15 protein-coding genes are annotated in these 17,072 nt (G+C 40.6%); 7 read left to right on the forward strand and 8 right to left on the reverse strand.

The features are described 5' to 3' along the window. The first annotated feature begins 69 nt into the window (after positions 1 to 69). Positions 70 to 300: a hypothetical protein gene (locus JOC54_RS00515; RefSeq protein ID WP_204463587.1), complete on the forward strand. Its 231-nt coding sequence runs from the start codon at positions 70 to 72 to the stop codon at positions 298 to 300. 541 nt (positions 301 to 841) lie between these two features. Further along, positions 842 to 2,491 carry a BCCT family transporter gene (locus JOC54_RS00520; protein WP_204463589.1) on the forward strand — a complete coding sequence of 550 codons (1,650 nt, stop codon included), beginning with the start codon at positions 842 to 844 and terminating at the stop codon, positions 2,489 to 2,491. A gap of 34 nt (positions 2,492 to 2,525) precedes the next feature. On the opposite strand, the gene JOC54_RS00525 is transcribed toward JOC54_RS00520, so the two are convergent. The 5 genes from JOC54_RS00525 to JOC54_RS00545 all read right to left on the reverse strand — a co-directional run bounded on the left by JOC54_RS00525 (position 2,526) and on the right by JOC54_RS00545 (position 7,447). After that, positions 2,526 to 2,840, reverse strand: coding sequence for a YxeA family protein (locus tag JOC54_RS00525; protein WP_204463591.1), 315 nt, complete (start codon positions 2,838 to 2,840; stop codon positions 2,526 to 2,528). Between the two features lie 16 nt (positions 2,841 to 2,856). Next, entirely contained in the window at positions 2,857 to 4,779 is a 1,923-nt protein-coding gene (locus JOC54_RS00530) for an FtsX-like permease family protein (protein WP_204463594.1), read from the reverse strand. Beyond that, positions 4,776 to 5,555 (reverse strand): ABC transporter ATP-binding protein, encoded by a 780-nt coding sequence (locus JOC54_RS00535; protein ID WP_204463596.1) that lies wholly within the window; start codon positions 5,553 to 5,555, stop codon positions 4,776 to 4,778. Before JOC54_RS00535 ends, JOC54_RS00530 begins: the two co-directional genes overlap by 4 nt. Positions 5,556 to 5,714: 159 nt before the next feature. After that, entirely contained in the window at positions 5,715 to 6,752 is a 1,038-nt protein-coding gene (locus tag JOC54_RS00540; RefSeq protein ID WP_204463598.1) for a sensor histidine kinase, read from the reverse strand. 11 nt (positions 6,753 to 6,763) lie between these two features. Then, positions 6,764 to 7,447: a response regulator transcription factor gene (locus JOC54_RS00545; protein WP_275582657.1), complete on the reverse strand. Its 684-nt coding sequence runs from the start codon at positions 7,445 to 7,447 to the stop codon at positions 6,764 to 6,766. A 152-nt stretch (positions 7,448 to 7,599) separates the two neighbouring features. Here JOC54_RS00545 and JOC54_RS00550 point away from each other — a divergent pair, with 152 nt between their 5' ends. Further along, positions 7,600 to 8,523, forward strand: a complete 924-nt coding sequence (locus JOC54_RS00550; protein WP_204463600.1) for a DUF2268 domain-containing putative Zn-dependent protease — start codon at positions 7,600 to 7,602, stop codon at positions 8,521 to 8,523. Positions 8,524 to 8,739: 216 nt separating this feature from the next. Here JOC54_RS00550 and JOC54_RS00555 read toward each other — a convergent pair whose 3' ends face one another. Further along, positions 8,740 to 10,191 carry a carbon starvation CstA family protein gene (locus JOC54_RS00555; protein WP_204463601.1) on the reverse strand — a complete coding sequence of 484 codons (1,452 nt, stop codon included), beginning with the start codon at positions 10,189 to 10,191 and terminating at the stop codon, positions 8,740 to 8,742. Between the two features lie 224 nt (positions 10,192 to 10,415). Between JOC54_RS00555 and JOC54_RS00560 the strand changes: the two genes are divergently transcribed. From JOC54_RS00560 to JOC54_RS00570, 3 genes are all read left to right on the forward strand, one after another. Then, the gene (locus JOC54_RS00560) at positions 10,416 to 11,669 is read left to right on the forward strand and encodes an Nramp family divalent metal transporter (RefSeq protein ID WP_204463602.1); all 1,254 of its coding nucleotides are present in this window, start codon (positions 10,416 to 10,418) and stop codon (positions 11,667 to 11,669) included. 999 nt (positions 11,670 to 12,668) lie between these two features. Beyond that, a complete protein-coding gene (locus JOC54_RS00565; protein ID WP_204463603.1) occupies positions 12,669 to 14,132 on the forward strand; it encodes an Msr family ABC-F type ribosomal protection protein in 1,464 nt (487 codons plus the stop codon). A gap of 202 nt (positions 14,133 to 14,334) precedes the next feature. Further along, positions 14,335 to 14,799, forward strand: coding sequence for a GNAT family N-acetyltransferase (locus tag JOC54_RS00570; RefSeq protein ID WP_204463605.1), 465 nt, complete (start codon positions 14,335 to 14,337; stop codon positions 14,797 to 14,799). 40 nt (positions 14,800 to 14,839) lie between these two features. Here the strand turns inward: JOC54_RS00570 and JOC54_RS00575 are convergent, their stop codons facing one another. Next, positions 14,840 to 15,307 (reverse strand): hypothetical protein, encoded by a 468-nt coding sequence (locus tag JOC54_RS00575; protein WP_204463607.1) that lies wholly within the window; start codon positions 15,305 to 15,307, stop codon positions 14,840 to 14,842. Between the two features lie 415 nt (positions 15,308 to 15,722). Here JOC54_RS00575 and JOC54_RS00580 point away from each other — a divergent pair, with 415 nt between their 5' ends. Further along, positions 15,723 to 16,172, forward strand: coding sequence for a hypothetical protein (locus JOC54_RS00580; RefSeq protein WP_204463610.1), 450 nt, complete (start codon positions 15,723 to 15,725; stop codon positions 16,170 to 16,172). A 163-nt stretch (positions 16,173 to 16,335) separates the two neighbouring features. On the opposite strand, the gene fabG is transcribed toward JOC54_RS00580, so the two are convergent. Beyond that, positions 16,336 to 17,070: a 3-oxoacyl-ACP reductase FabG gene (fabG, locus tag JOC54_RS00585; RefSeq protein WP_204463611.1), complete on the reverse strand. Its 735-nt coding sequence runs from the start codon at positions 17,068 to 17,070 to the stop codon at positions 16,336 to 16,338. Positions 17,071 to 17,072: the final 2 nt, after the last annotated feature.

Consider the following 17,072-nt stretch of genomic DNA (forward strand, 5'->3'; position numbering starts at 1 on the left):
ATATTAGGAAAATAGAATATTCAATTTTTAACAGAGGGGGGATAATGAAATGGCAGGAAAAAATATTCTATGAAGGGCTTAGCAATCGTCTTATCTTTATTCCTTGGGATTACAATCCTTCTTTATGGGCTAGGTGCATTATTTAAGATTGACTGGTTGATGCTGGAAATCAATCTAATTGCATCTAATTCTGGCTTCGACTTTACGCTTAGCTCGTTAATACCGCCAATTATCGGGTTAATCGCTGCATTTGTTGGAGAACGAATTTATCAGAGAAGAAAAATCCGCATGGCCAACTAAAGTGGAAATTGAAGGAGGATTCTTTGATAGGGTAACTTAGTCACTGAGAGTCGGCAGTAAGAGGGTTGAGAGTAGAATGAGCCTTATTAACCTATTTGACAGATTTGTTAGTTATTCATGAGCTGACGGCTGACGAGAAAACGTAGGAATGTTACTTGATTTAATTTAACATATGAGCGTGACTTCGCCAGAAATAAAGCAAGAGTTAAAAGAAGCTTCATACTCAATCAAGCCAATACCTTCACCAAGTATTGGCTTTTTATTATGCCGAAATCTACAGAAGAAAATTGTGCTGTTAGAGGGACCTGTATTAATTCCTCATCTTAAGAAATTAAAGACATAGTTATGCGAATATGACTATGCGCATCCTCACTTTAAAATAGAAAAAATTATCAATTAATGGTTTAATACAATTAGGATTTTAACCGATAATCATGTATGATAAGAAACTTGGAAAGAATGATGCTTAAACATCGATTTCGTACGTTTACATCTGTTTTGGAAAAAAGGGTAAAAAAAGTGAAGGTAAAGGAGTAGAAACATGAAATCGAATGAAAGCAGCATTCAGCCTGTTTTTTATTGGGCAGTTGGAATTTTAAGTTTAGTTATTATATCTGGGGTAGCGATTCCTAATTTGTTTGAAACGGTGACCAGTAATGTGCAAGCCTTCATTTCAAGCACGTTTGGTTGGTATTACTTAATTGCCGTCACGTTCTTTATGATCGTCTGTTTGTTTATTATTTTCAGTCCGTACGGAAAAATTAAGCTAGGTAAAGATGATGACAAGCCGGAATTTGGTTATTTAAGCTGGTTTGCGATGCTCTTTAGTGCCGGAATGGGGATCGGCCTCGTTTTCTTTGGTGTAGCGGAACCAATCTCCCATTTTGCGATTAATTCGCCTACTGTTGATGAAGGGACGGTAGAAGCAGCGCGGGAATCAATGCGTTTTGTCTTTTTCCATTACGGTATTCATGCTTGGGGGATATATGCGATTATCGCTATCTGCTTGGCTTACTTTACGTATCGCAAAGGGAAGTCTGGTTTAATCAGTGGGACGCTGTCACCGCTAATGAACACAGACGGCCTGCTTGGAAAAGTAATTGATACATTTGCCTTAATTGCGACCGTAACCGGTATTGTTACAAGTCTGGGGTTCGGAGCCGTACAGATGAATGGCGGAATCTCGTACTTAACGGATTTACCGATCAGCTTCTGGCTCCAAGCAATTATTATTGTCATTGTAACAATCTTGTTTTTAACGTCGGCAATGACCGGGATTGATAAAGGCATTCGGATTTTGAGTAACTTTAATATGCTCTTGGCCTTGCTCCTATTGCTCTTTATTGCCGGATTCGGTGCGACATTGTATTCAATGAACCTGTTTACAAATACACTTGGTACCTATTTACAGACATTACCTGAACTCAGCTTCCGTATTGCACCTGGAAGTCCAGAAAGCCGCTCATGGATTAATGACTGGACAATTTTTTACTGGGCTTGGTGGATTGCTTGGTCTCCTTACGTCGGTACCTTTATTGCACGGGTTTCCCGTGGGCGGACTTTAAGAGAGTTTACCGTGGCTGTTTTAATCGTGCCTTCAATTGTTGGCTTTATTTGGTTCTCTATTGTAGGTGGTACGGGAATGTCTCTTGAGCTAAACGATGTCATTAGCTTATCCTCACTCGGGGATGAAGAGATGATGTTTGGTTTACTAAGTACAATGCCGATCAGTACAATTACGTCGATTCTAACAATTGGCTTGATTGCCGTGTTCTTCATTACATCGGCTGATTCAGCAACGTTTGTGCTAGGAATGCACTCTACCAATGGATCATTAAACCCACCAAACAAAATTAAGTTCACCTGGGGCGTTATTTTAGCAGCAATGGCAATCGTTCTATTGTACAGCGGTGGCTTGCAGGCGCTTCAAAACGTGATGATTATTGCAGCTTTTCCGTTTTCAATTATCCTGTTGCTCATGGTTTTCTCACTGTTAAAATCGCTTCGCTACGAACAGATACGCGTGACCGTGCAGGAAAAGAAAGAAATTCGTGAACTGCGCCAGTGGAAACGAAAACAAGAAAAAGAAGCAAAAAAAGAAAAATCCGCTAATAAGAAGATGAAAAGAAAAAAAGGCGTTGAGCCTGTTCAAGAGTCTTCTGTAGAAGATGAAGATAAACCTAAGCAGTAGATTCAAAAAACCTGAGCGCATTGCGCTCAGGTTTTTAAGGCATTTCACTTTCCTCAATAAATGTGTATGCTTCCGTATGTGTTCCTTTAGCTAGTACTCTTATGTGTGTGCCACGATCAAGTCTAGCGCTAGTGCTAAACACAACTCGCTTCGTTTCTCCACTTTCATTCATGCCATTCACGTCATATTTATACCTGCCATCATCGTTAATAGGTTCATCTTGAATCTCAACATAGACGTATTCTTGAGCAATAAGTGGATTAAAGCGGTCAAATGTCTCGCGGAAGAAAAAATAAAAGCTCACCATGAGAACAAGCAAAACGAGACATGATACAAGGAGTTTTTTCATAAAGCAACTTTCCCTTCTATAAAGAACTTAGTACAATGCGTTTGTAATATTGAATCGTAAGAGCTGCAAAGGTCAAATAGATAAGAATGTAGGCAACCATGCTGATGATGATTGGCGTGAGCATGCTTGCGGCGATAAGAACAGAACCGACGTTAAGAGCAAACGCAGCATGAATTAAACCAATGCCCAAAGGGATTAAGAAAACGAAGAGCTGTTTGCGAATGATGCCTTTCATCATATCGTTTACTTGGAATCCGAGTTGCCGCAGTGTTCGATAATGGTTTTTCTCTTGTTCAGCCTCGGTCATTTGCTTAAAGTACAAAATACTTCCAGTTGATAGGATAAACACAAAACCTAAGATTCCGGCAATGAAAATGAGAAGTCCAAATGTTTGCAGTGATTCCTCGTATGCAGTGTAAAAGTCAGTAATATACGCATCGCTTTCCATATGTTCTGAAAAGATAGCAGAAGCTGTAGCGGATTGGTCTGTATCCACTAATTGAAATACCTCAAAGGTCAACCATTCTTTAGACTCATCCTCCTGCATACTGTTTCTTACTGTTTGAAAGGTGTCTTCAGAAACAAGCAATTGTTCTCCGTAGAATCTGTAGTTCATGACGTTTTCTAACTGAAACTCAGAGACGGTTATGGCGTTTGTTTCGTTGACTGAAGTGAACTGCACATCTTTTGGAAATGATGTTTCCACCCCTTCGATGATCGCACGGGTATTGTAATAGATAGCCTCACCCTCTTCAGGGCGCTCTACATCTAATCCCGCCTGAACCATCTGTTCTGCTGAAAAAAGTAAAAAGGCTCTATTGCGATTGTTTCCACCTAGTTCCTGCTCAACCCACGTCCCGTCAAATCGGATAGCTTCCAGTTGAAACTGATTAAAAGTAATTTCTTCATCTTCTAAAGCACTTGCGATTAAAGCTGCTTCCTCTTGCATATTTTCCACAGCGAAATCAAAAGGCATGGCTAGGCGCACATCGGTTTCGGTCGAATAATATAACGAGTACGAAAGTGAAATCATCGTAATCGTCATAGCTGATAATACGGTGATGATCGTTAACGAGTTGGCATGCCCCTTCATTCGATGCATTAATGGAGCAACAGACAGGCTATTATATAAGCCGAGATTGCCGTTTTTCTTTTTGCGAAAAACAGATAGAATCCAGCTAATCGTCGTATGAAAAATCAAGTAGGTTCCGAGAATGGTGCTTGAAAGAACAATTAACAGAAGAAACAATAGCAAGTCCGCCTGTTCGACAATGAAGGTTGACATATAATAACCAAACGCGATAAGACCTACTCCAGTTACTCCTAAGAGAGCTGAAACAAGGCTTGATCGTTTCACAATTGAGTCGTGTTGATGATTGGCTTTAAACAATTGCAAGAGAGTGCTGCGATAAACGGTCCAAATGATTTGAATGGACGTGACAACTAGTAAACAAGTAAACACAGCAATGGTTTGCAGAAGTGCTTGACCAGAAAAGGTTAAACCAATCGTATCTTCTAAACCTAAGAGGTTTATGAAGAGTAAAAGAAAGAAGCGCGAGAGCAAGGTGCCAACGAATAAACCGCTCAGTAAAGCTCCTAAACCAAGAATGGTATGTTCCATAATGAGGACACGCGCAACCCATGCCTTAGATAAGCCAATTAATTGATACAAGCCAATTTCTTGACTACGTCTGCGAATAAAGATGCTTGTCGCGTACATCGTAAATACAATTGTAATGAGAATAAGCAAGATTCCAGCGACTTGAAAAGCCGTTGAGAAATTCATGCTTGCTTGAACTAGCTGAACAACCATTTGATCGTTTTGTAAGGTCGAAAAGATAAAGTACAAGCTAATGCTGAAAATCATTGCGAAGAAATAGAGATAATACATTTTGATGTTTTTTCGCATACTGCGTATGACCAATTTCCGTATAGTCATTTTTGGATGCCACCACCAAGAACGGCTTGCATATCAAGAATGTCTTTAAAGAAAGAATCTCTTGATTTCTCGCCTCGATACAGTTCAGAAAAGATGTTTCCATCTTTTAAGAAAACGACACGGTTACAATAGCTTGATGCTAACGGGTCATGAGTCACCATCACAATGCTTACTTTTCTTACCTGGTTAATCTCATGTAAGTTTTCTAACAGATTGGAGGCTGCTTTTGAATCAAGGGCTCCGGTAGGTTCATCTGCAAAAACGAGTGAAGGCGAATGAATTAACGCTCTTGCTGCAGAGGTTCGTTGCTTTTGCCCTCCAGAAATTTCAGAAGGGTATTTATTTGCTAACTCTGTAATTCCTAACATGCCTGCAATGGCTTGAAAGTTTTCCTCAGCTTGATTATTGCTTATTTTTGTTAAGGAAACAGGCAGTAGAATGTTTTCTTTCACTGTTAACGTATCAAGGAGATTATAGTCTTGAAAGATAAAGCCGAGATGCTGGCGACGAATGTTTGAGAGATGCTTGTCTTTCATAGTAGAGATTTCATCGTCATTAATATGAATCCTGCCTTCTGTGGCCCGGTCGATGGTGGCTAACGTATTGAGAAGCGTTGTTTTTCCGGAACCGGAAGGGCCCATAATCCCAACAAATTCTCCTTCTAATACACGAAGGTCGATGCCTTTTAATACGTGTTGAGCATTCCCTTTTGAACCGAATGATTTATAGACGCCTTCAGCGTTTAGAATGGTCTTCGGTGTCTTTTGAATCATCATCTTTTACACTCCAATCGAGTTGGTATAGATACAGTGTAGTGCTTTTTTGATTTATGGTCGTATGCTTTAGATGATAAAATCGGTTCCAATGTGATATTTATGTCACATAGCGCAAAACGAAGTAGCCAGTATGCCCTGACTACTTCGTTTTGCGCTAATTTATAACACCGTTCGTCGTAACTGTTCAAATGAATTGGCTTTCGCAAAAGTGATTGAAATGGATGTACCTGAACCAGCAACGGAAGAAACATCAAGTTGGGTATGTAGCTTTTTGCTTATTTCTCGGGCAAGGTAAAGACCCATACCGGTAGCAGAGTGTTGTATACGTCCATTCTCTCCGGTAAACCCGCGATCGAAAATGCGAGGAAGGTCATGTGCTTGAATACCGGGACCTTGATCTTTAATCGTGACAAAGACGAATTCAGCTTGATCTTGATCGACATGAATCGTAATGGTTCCATGAGAAGGACTGTATTTAATCGCATTGGTTAATAGCTGTCGCATAACAAATCCACACCACTTTTTATCCGTATAAACGGTCATGTCTGATTGTCCGGTTACTTCGATCGCTAGGTCTTTTTCCATACACCAAGTTGATAGTTCGCGAATTTCTCCTTTCAACAAAAGGTCCACCTTCACTAATTCTGGAAGTAAATCTGAATCTATCGTCGCTAAACGAGAGATGTATAACTGTTGGTCGAGCAGTAGATGCATTTTTAACCAACTGGGATTCAGCTTTTGTACTAAATCATTCGAGCGCTGCGCATCCATTGTAATTTTCATTGCCGTTAGGGGCGTTTTCATTTCATGGACCCATGAAGCAAGATCATGCTGTTCTAGTTGGTGAGATGATTGCTGGTTGTGACGTTTCGTTAAATCTTGCTCGTAAATCGTGTGGAAAAACCTAGCGACAATTTTGTCAGGGAAACGGCTCTGAGGAGGGGGAAGGCAATCAAACCAGTCCTCTCCTAAGCCATCTTGAAGGGCAACTAGTGACTTATAGTAGGCCGTTTCTTTTTTGTATCTCCATAAAAAGAAGCACACACAAACAATTAAAAACAAGACGTTTAAATAAATGAGTGATAGGCGCTCCACGCGAATGCCAGCATCGAGTAGGATTAACAGGTTCGTTAGGAGTAGGAGAAACCCGATTAAGGCAAGCCAACTTCTTTTGTAAACGAGGTATGGGATAAACAAAGCGGTTCCTCCTAAAGCGTAACGGCCATATAGCCGAGTCCTTTTTTTGTCACAATTGCATCAGATAACTGAAGCTCGGACAGCTTTTGACGTAATCTAGTCATATTGGCTGTGAGCGTATTGTCATTAATAAATTGGTCATCATCCCAAAGCATTTTCATTAGTTCATGACGAGAGATAATTTCATTCGTTGATTTAACCAAAACCGAAAGAATAAAAAATTCATTTCTTGTGAGATCAACGGTTTTGCCATCTTTATAAATTCCGCCGCTTTTAAAATCGATCATGGCATGGTTCCATTCTATTACATCAGAAGCAGCTTCTTCATACGTATAGGTTCTGCGCAATAGTGCCTGGATCTTTGCGCGCAGGACATCCATATGAAAGGGTTTTTGGATGTAATCGTCTGCACCTAGATTGATGGCCATCACCATGTCCATTGGATGATCTCTTGAAGAAAGAAAGAGAATTGGCACTTTCGAGACAGCGCGAATTTCACGGCACCAATGAAAACCGTCGTACTTAGGGAGCTGAATATCAACGATGACAAGGTGGGGCTGTTGTGCTACGAAGTTTTCCATGACTTGAGAAAAATCATCTGGGGAGCTTACATTGTAAGACCACTGAGCTAGCCCTTCATGTAAAGCTGCTAAAACATGAGCGTCATCCTCAATGATAAAAATCTTCATATTCATCTGACCCCTCCTTTCTAGCTACAAGTCTATTCTAAAGGATTCATGTCCAGAAAACTATGACGTTTCTAGAATGAATTAGAGTATTTGAGAAAAATCGATTGACCTTCACGTTGCGTCATCCTTTATGCTTTCGTTTATAAGGAGGCGAACCGATGACAACCAGCTATACACTCCCAAACACGCTCGAACAGTATAAGCATCTGCTTACGCTAGATAATTTAGAAGAAAGAAAGACGTTTTTCCGCTACACGATGATGGAGCCATTTCAAGAGATGTGGAAAACGATCCAGGTACCGTTACAGGCAAAGCAGGAAAACGGCTACGATGTAATCATGGCAACGGAAATGATGGGTTATGCAAAATTACTCGACGATCGACAAATTAGAGACGCGGTCAAAGTGCTGGAGGATAATGATGTCTTAAAGGTAGCGAATCAAACGCTGGAAACCTGTCTTGCTACAGCGGCGCAAGCAGGACTTTCCATTCAAGGAGATCAGCTGACGTTCGGACTATTTGTAGCTGACCTTGAGAAGTTACAGCTGCAAGGTGGTTATACAGGTTTTGGTGGGATACCTGGCTTTATTGCCGTGCATCTATTTCCAAACGATTATAATCTTCCCAAACTACCTGCGCTGATTGCCCATGAATTTCATCACAATCTTCGTTTTTCCTATTTTAATTGGAATCACGGCAATGTGACAGTCGGTGACTATCTTGTTATTGAAGGCTTGGCAGATTCGTTTGCTAAAGAGCTTTACGGGGAAGAGCAACTTGGTCCGTGGGTAACGTCCATCGAAGAAGATGATTTAACCTACTCCAGCGAAGTGATTGGAGCTGCTTTAGATACAAAAGGCTTTGCTGAAGTAAGCAGCTACCTCTTCGGTGATGAGATCGCGAAGCAACAAGGCTACCGACCAGTTGGACTTTCCTTTGGAGCAGGTTATGCTGTCGGTTATGAGATGGTCCAATCATTTATGCAACGTCAAAAGAAAACGATTTGGGAGGCAACGTTGTTGTCGAGTGATGAGATCATCCGTGGTTCCGGCATGTTCTCGTTGAAAAAAGATAGACTCTAATTCTCAAAATAGCTACAGTGAAGCAGGTCTAGAACAAAGCATTCAAGCTGACTCAACGGTGGAGGCATTTTTTCATGAAAGACTCACAGCTACATGAGTCAAGGCGTTAGCTGCGGCGTTCGTGTCGAAGAGTTTGAAGAGCCCTTAATGAACTTGCAAAAGAAACAGATTTCGCGAAAAAAAGGCAAAGCAGCTAGCTGCTTTGCCTCTTTTACGTTAAGCTGAGTGCTTGTAGTCAGAAACATCAACTTCAAGCGGTAAATTTTGTGCTCTGTTTTTGTGTCCCTTTATAAAGAACAGGACGACTAAGACAAGTGCGCCGATACCGCCACCAACCCATGAAAGAGGCATCGGTAGATTCAGTCCGATTTGCGCGTTTAAGATATAGGTGATGACCATCACAAGCATAAATGTTCCTGGGATAAGCGAGACCCAGTAATTTTTCCGAGCGATATAGAGGTACATCGCCCCAACAAATAAGGCAATAACCGCTGTCGCTTGGTTTGCCCAGCTAAAGTAACGCCAGAGAATATTAAAGTCAATTTGCGTTAAGACCACAGAGATCGCGAATAATGGCAAGGCAATCCATAAACGGCTCATCAATTTCTTTTGAGCGATATTAAAGTATTCTGCAATGATCATTCGTGCACTTCTGAAGGCTGTATCACCTGACGTAATTGGCAAGACAACTACACCGAGAACAGCGATTGTTCCACCGATTGCTCCGAGTAACAAGGTAGACACTTCAGTAACAACGGCACCTGGACCACCAGCCGCAAGCATTTCGTTCAAGCCACCGTAGCCGTTCACAAGGCTCATCGCGGCAGCTGCCCAGATCATTGCGATAATACCTTCCGCAATCATCATGCCGTAAAAAATCTTACGCCCTTGCGATTCATGCTGCGTTGTACGCGAGATAATTGGTGTCTGTGTTGCATGAAAGCCAGACAGCGCGCCACATGTAATCGTGAAGAAAATGAGCGGGAAGATAGGTAAGTTATCCGGATGGAAATTGGTTAGCGATAACTCTGGAATTGGAGCACCTGTAACGAGCATGCCAATCCCAACACCTAAAGAACTAACAATTAAGATTGCACCGAAGTATGGGTAAAGGCGCCCAATAATCTTATCTACTGGAAGAAGTGTAGCTAGAATATAGTAAAGAAAAATAACAGTAATAATAATTCCGAGGGCGATTCGACCATCCATCAACACATGAAGCAAGCTAGCAGGTGTTGAAACAAAAACGGTCCCGACCAACAAAAGCAGCAAAATGGCAAATGCATTCACAATATGGCGCATCGATCTTCCTAAAAACTTACTCGCCAACTGTGGAAGGTGGGCACCTTTATTGCGAATCGAAATCATCCCCGTTAAATAATCGTGAACCGCACCAGCAAAAATACAGCCGACAACAATCCAGATGAAAGCAACCGGGCCATAAAGCGCCCCCATAATCGGACCAAATACCGGACCTGTACCAGCAATATTTAACAGCTGGATTAAGGAGTTCTTTGGTGTACTCATCGGGATATAATCGATATTATCTCGATTTGCATAAGCCGGTGTAGGGCGTGCTTCTTTAACGCCAAAGATCCGTTCGATAATTTTTCCATAAGTGAAATAACCAATAATTAAAAGGACAATACCGATTAAAAAAGTGTACAAGGCGTAGCCTCCCCAGATGTAATAGTAATAAATGATAGCGTTTTCATAAGTATATAAAAAAATTGTCGAATAATCTACATATTCTTTTGTGCTGTTTATTGGAAATAGTATAACAGTCAAGTGATTAAAGATTCAGAATAAGGGTATTCATCACAATAGGCAGAAACCAATTCACGAAAAAATTAACAAAGGCGACTACAGAAGAACGCCAGAAAAGAGGGAAAATGGAACAGCGTAAGGAGATAGCAAGTCCACGAAAGAAGACATTGAGAGAACGGCTAAATGCGATTGGTCCAGGAGCGATTGTGACAGCCTCTTTTATTGGGCCAGGAACCGTAACAACAGCAAGTAGGGCAGGGGCAACCTTTGGGACAGCGCTTTTATGGGCGATCGTTTTTTCGATTTTGGCAACGATTGTCTTGCAAGAAATGAGTGCAAGGCTTGGTATTATGACGCAAAAAGGGCTTGGCGCAGCGATCCGTGATCATTTTAAAAATCCGTTATTCAAGTATGCATCGATGTCACTTGTTTTGCTTGCGATATTAGTGGGCTGTTCTGCTTATATGGCAGGCGATTTGCTGGGGACATCATTAGGAATTTCAACCCTTACAGGATTATCACCTAATTTATTAGCACCATTATTTGGCGTTGTTATTTTGGTAATCGGCCTCAGTGGTAGTTATAAAATCATTGAGAAGACAATGATTGGATTAATTGTTGTGATGAGCGTGACGTTTATTACGACGATGGTCGTGGCACGGCCAAACATGGGTGATGTTTTTCAAGGAGCCTTTATCCCAACGCTCCCAGATTCGTCCATTATTATGGTCATTGCCTTAATCGGGACAACGGTTGTTCCGTACAATTTGTTTCTACATTCTGAAAATGTGATTGAACGCTGGAACAGTCCCAAACATTTAGCAGACTCTCGCTGGGATATTATTATTTCAATTAGTATCGGTGGTTTTATTACTGCGGCAATCTTGATTACAGCAGCGACGATGATTCAAGGAATGGAAATTGGAAACGTTGCGGACATGTCGATTCAACTTGAGCCGCTTCTCGGGAGTTGGGCATTGGTTTTTACAAGTATTGGCTTGTTTGCGGCAGGTTTTTCATCGGCGCTCGCTTCGGCGCTTGGTGCAGCGATTACAGCAAGTAGTGTATTAAAGTGGAAAGGCGGCATGAAAAATATTCGCTTTAAACTTGTGTTTGCTCTTATCATTGTTATTGGGATTATAACATCAAGTCTTGGCTTCGAACCACTTGACGTGCTGCTTACCGCACAAGCTTTAAATGGCTTATTACTACCCTTTGTATCAATAATGTTGCTTATTGTCATGAACAATAAAAACCGTCTAGGTAACTATGTGAATTCAGTTAAGATGAATATAATTGGAGGAATTGTTGTCTTGATTTGTACGGGGTTAGGTTTTTATAGCTTAGTTGATGCTATTAGAGCTTTTATTGGGGCTTAAAAGTGACTGAATCGAGATGTGTGTAAGAAGCATCGGATAAACGAACACTTGACTAATCGTTGGAGAGAGGTTAGGACATAACGAAAAATAGTAGTTGAAAAGACGAATCGAAACGACGCTGAGTAGCACCGCTACAGGAGCATTCTTCGCTTTCCGGGGGCACGGCCTCAGCCTCCTTCGTGGAAAATCACCACTCCAGAGTCTTCAGACACGTGCTTGTCTCCCAGGAGTCTTCGAATTCGCCTTCCGCTCATCTTAGTATAAATTAAACGACGAACGTTTCTATTTTTAGGAGTGTTCGTCATTTTTGTCTGTCTATCTACTGTTGTCCCAGCCTTTTTTCTTGAGGTGTCTGTACAGTTGTCTAATAGAGCTTAATTTGAGGTTGCTTTCTTCACAAAGAGCAGGAGGCGGAACAATAGAAGAACGTTAACCTTTACTTCAGTCCAATTTAAGCTAACTTCTTTGTTTAAAATATACAATTAATTATTTTTTTAAATCTATGACTCGGACTCTTTTACAGCGCTGAAAATAGTGAACAAAGTTGAGAGATGCACTGAAAAAGCATAGAATTATGATATGATGTTTTGGAGAATTGGCATATTGATGTTCTCAAGAATTATCTAAATTGCATGATTGACGTGGTGAAAAACATTCTATATAATCAACAATTAATTAGGGAGAGGAGGATTGTTAAAAATGATGCATGCAGGGAGATTACGTAACGTCGCTTTGAACAATAGGTAATTTCATATGTTCAAAGGCTCTGTTTTCATAAGCAGAGTAAACGGGAGTAGTCTGCACATTTTTAATCATCCTCTACGGAAGCATAAATTTTAAACCGGGAGAAAGGCAGATAGGACTGTCTTTCTTTTTTTTATATGGAGAGAAAGATAGGTTTTTTCCTATTCTTTCGTTTACTCAAACCGACAGACAGAAGCCGTCTGTTGGTTTTTTTATGATTACACGCCTTTCATTAAACGAAAAGGACGTGTAAAAATGGAACAACTAACGTTAGAACTAAAAGAGATTGAGGTCTCCTTTCTAGACAAAATCGTGTTAGATATAAAAAGCTTATCTGTTTATCAGTTTGATCGAATTGGTATTGTCGGAAAAAATGGCCAAGGAAAAAGCACATTGTTAAAAGTAATGAGTGGCAAGGTTGAACCAAATAAAGGCAAGGTGAAGCGGATGGTTGAACTTGGCTATTTTAAACAAGTTGATCCACCGTCAAATCAAGAAGCGGATTATCAAATGCTGAGTCAATTGTCTATTCCGGCACATCAACCAAGTGAATTGAGCGGTGGTGAACAGACGAAATTAAAGTTGGCCCAAGTCTTCTCGAATTATTATGGGGGCTTGCTTATTGATGAACCAACCACACATCTTGATGAGGCCGGTGTTCAATTTCTTATTGAAGAATTGACGTATTACTATGGTGCCTTACTTCTTGTTAGTCATGATCGTTATGTGCTTGATCAATTAGTCACGAAAATCTGGGAAGTAGATTGTGGGAGCGTAACTGAATACACCGGAAACTACTCCGACTATGTTGAACAAAAAGAATTGGAACAAAAGCAGCTGGTGGAGAAGTATCAGAAGTACGAAAAAGACAAAAGTCGCTTGCTGGCTGCCGCTGAAGAAAAAATGAAGAAAGCAGAAAAAGTGACACAAGCGAACGCAGCGATGTCAAAAAAAGAAGCAAAGGCTACAAGCAATCGGATGTTTATGACAAAATCAAAAGGCACGAGTCAGAAAGCGATGCAGAAATCAGCGAAAGCAATTGAAAAAAGAGTGGATCAATTGGAAGAAATAGAAGCTCCAGAAGCAGAAAAAACAATTCGCTTTCAACAACCGAAGACTCTGCAAATGCATAATAAATTTCCGATTATGGCAGATCGCTTACACCTTGAAGTTGGTGGGAAGACGCTGTTAGAAGCGGCGAATTTTCAGTTTCCTCTTGGTAAAACAATCGCAATTAAAGGGAAAAATGGATCAGGAAAATCCACTTTATTGAAGCATATCGTTAAGCGAGGAGAAGGCATTCTATTGTCTCCAAAAGTCGTTTTTGGTTCTTATCATCAACACGATTATCAATTTAAACATGGGAAGACCGTCATTGGCTTAATGGAAGAGTATAGTGAGTATCAAGAAAGTCGAATTCGTGCTGTTCTTCACGCAATGAACTTTACAGGCACCGATTTGCTGAAGGACGTGAGTGAATTAAGCGGTGGAGAAGCAATTCGACTCTCCCTCTGTCATCTTTTTCTAGGGAACTACAATGTGCTTATCCTAGATGAACCGACTAATTTTCTTGATTTACAGAGCATTGCAGCATTAGAAACGTTCCTTGCCGCTTATCCAGGCACAGTTCTGCTCGTTAGTCATGATCGAGTATTTGTTGAACGGGTAGCCGATCATGTCTATGAAATGGAAGAGAAGGAAGTAAAACAAAGATATTAAAAACAGGGTCCGCTAAGGAGACGGAATTTGTTTTCTTAGCGGCAGTTATTTTTTAATGCACCTAGGGCTACGTACTTGTTAAGTAAACGCTAGACAAATAACGATAGCGGTTCATAAAGAGCAGAAATGGAATCGATTGATTAATGGTCATTCCTATAGCGTGTTAGGATAAGTACAAACACGAAGAAAGCGAGTTGAAATAATGAGTCTTCACATCCGTGAAGTTACAAAAGATAATTGGCGTGCGGTGGCTGCTCTGAAAGTAGCCCCGGCACAGAATGAATTTATTGAAAGCAATGCCTTTTCAATTTTAGAAACAGAAATCGAGAAAAACGGGATCTCCGTTGGATTATATGATAATGAAACGCTGGTTGGTTATGCGATGTATGGCTGGCCGTCTCCAGAAAACAATAGTGCCTGGTTTGACCGATTTATGATTGATCACCAGTTTCAAGGGCAGGGTTATGCAAGGCGGTTTATGCCACTAATCTTTCAAACGATGCAAGCGCAATATGGCTGTGAAACGTTTTATTTAAGCTTGCACCCGGATAATCTTAATGCGCAAAAATTATATGAATCATTTGGTTTTCGTTTAAATGGGGAAGTCGATGATGCAGGCCCGGTTTCCGGTGTCGTGATGGAAATGAAACGGAATGAGCCTATTTAAAGCAAGTTGAGAAAAGTGGATTTAGCCACTAAGTACTAGGCTAAATCCCTTTTTTCAATTCCCTTTCCCCCTCCGACCACACGACCGGGTCAAACGCATAGCCTAAGTGAATACTCGTTACTTTTTCATTAAAATGGTAGAAAGAGAGAACGATATTAGGGTCATGGTCCACATAACCAAGCTCGTAAACAGACTGTTCATTATCCGTATAAGTGAAAAAGGATTCGCCATAAGTCTGTTTTACTTTTTCAAGCGAATCGCCAACCATAATACCACCTACAGTCATTGAGGCCGTGTTTTCTTCAAACGTTGATAAGAGGACAATTTCCCCTGTTTTTCGCTCAACGCTGATGATGATGGTTTCATTCCAATATTGATCAACATTTCTTAAAGGCGCATAGTACTCATTGTCAGGATGTGGGGTAACCGTTTCGTTTACAAGTGATTCACCTAGTGCAATGCCATCAAGCTGTTCTGCTGTTAAATGAGTTGACGGAACTTCTATCATGGCACTGCATCCGCTGAGCGCACCGAAGATAATGAAAAGGGTAATGAAGTGAATATATGAGTTTCTTTTAAGTACTTTCATAGTTAATTAAAATGCTTCTTCATGAGCTGATTAAAATCTTTTATAACCAAAATGATTAGCCAACAAGCACCAATGACCATCATGAAAATAGCGAAATAATAACTAAATAACTCAAAATGACCATATCCAATAAAGAAAGTTAACATAAGCACAATGTAGCCAAAGAAAAAGTACAAGTGTGGTAGTATGTAACGGTTTATTAACATCACGTCCTTTTCTAATTAGTGAGCTTATCGATTGAATAAATGCATGAAGTCTATTTATTTTACTCATTAATTTTAAAATTTGCTATTATTTAATAAGAGTATCTCTACCTGAAAAAGGAGAAAGTGCGATGACCGACGACCAATCTATCCAAGAATTACTAGAAAAAAGTGCGAAAAGAAACAGCAAAATCTCGATATGGCTTCCAATTCTATTTAGCGTGACAGTTACCTTTTCGATTTTCTTCAGCATCTTTTCATCAGAAACGGAGGCGGAGGCAGATCAGAAATTCCTTGTGTCGATGAGCGTGGGGTTTTCCGTTATGCTTATTCTATACCTTGTGACTTGGATTCAGTGCTACAAAGGTTTGCAAGAATTAAAGCAGCTGAACGTGGAAGACGACAAGCTAAAGCGGTTGAAAAAATGGTACCGCTACAGCTGTTATTTATTTATGATTCCACCGACGTTTTTTTTCGGCATGCTTGGCTTTTTTAAACTGAAAAAGTTTCTAAGAGGAGATGTTGAGCAAGGGCCGTTTACGTTGGATACGATTATTTACCGGTTTTTAATAAAGAGGTAGAAACATGCTCTTAGTCTAACTAGCTATTTTTAATAGATTCTAATTTTTTATTAATAAATAAGAAAAAAACTGCGGAGGCTCAATCGTTCCTCCGCAGCAACTTCTGCCTAAAGTATATCAACCCCTCTGCCTCTTAGATTGTTCGATGTTCATAAAGCAACTTTTACAACGTTGCTGCTCCGTCAACACTGATAACAGCACCACTAATAAATTGGGCCTCGTCTGATGCGAGAAACAGATACGTATTGGCGATATCTTCTGGCGAGCCTAATTGATTTAAAGGGGAAAGGTTTTTCATATTTGCGAGCACTTTTTCTGGCATTTTAGCGGTCATCTCTGTTTCAATAAAGCCTGGTGCGACGGCGTTCACGCGGATGCCGTACTTGCCAAGTTCTTTTGCCCATGTTTTCGTCATACTAATTAGTCCGCCTTTTGAAGCGGCATAATTTGATTGGCCAAAGTTCCCGTAAAGACCGACGATGGAAGCCGCATTAAGGATGACGCCCGACTGCTGTTTTTTCATATAACCTGCGGCCGCTTGACCAACGATAAAGGCACCTTTCAAATTGACGTTAAGCACAAGATCCCATTGGTCTTCAGTCATTTTCGCTAGTGTTGAATCAGCGGTTACCCCGGCATTGTTTATCACAATGTCAATCTGTCCGTATGCCTCATCAATACGTTCAAACAAAGCGTTCATCGCTGCCGCATCGGTTACATCCGCTGTTGAAATGGAATGATCCCCGGGGGCAAGCAGTTGTTTCAATTCATTCAGCGCATCTTCGTGAAGATCTGTTAAAATAAGAGTAGCGCCTTCTTGGGCAAATCGTTTGGCTGTTGCTTCACCTATTCCACGGGCTGCTCCTGTAATTAGTACGACTTTGTTTTTAAGTCTCATCG

The organism is Shouchella xiaoxiensis, assembly GCF_016907895.1.
GTDB lineage: Bacteria > Bacillota > Bacilli > Bacillales > Bacillaceae_D > Shouchella > Shouchella xiaoxiensis.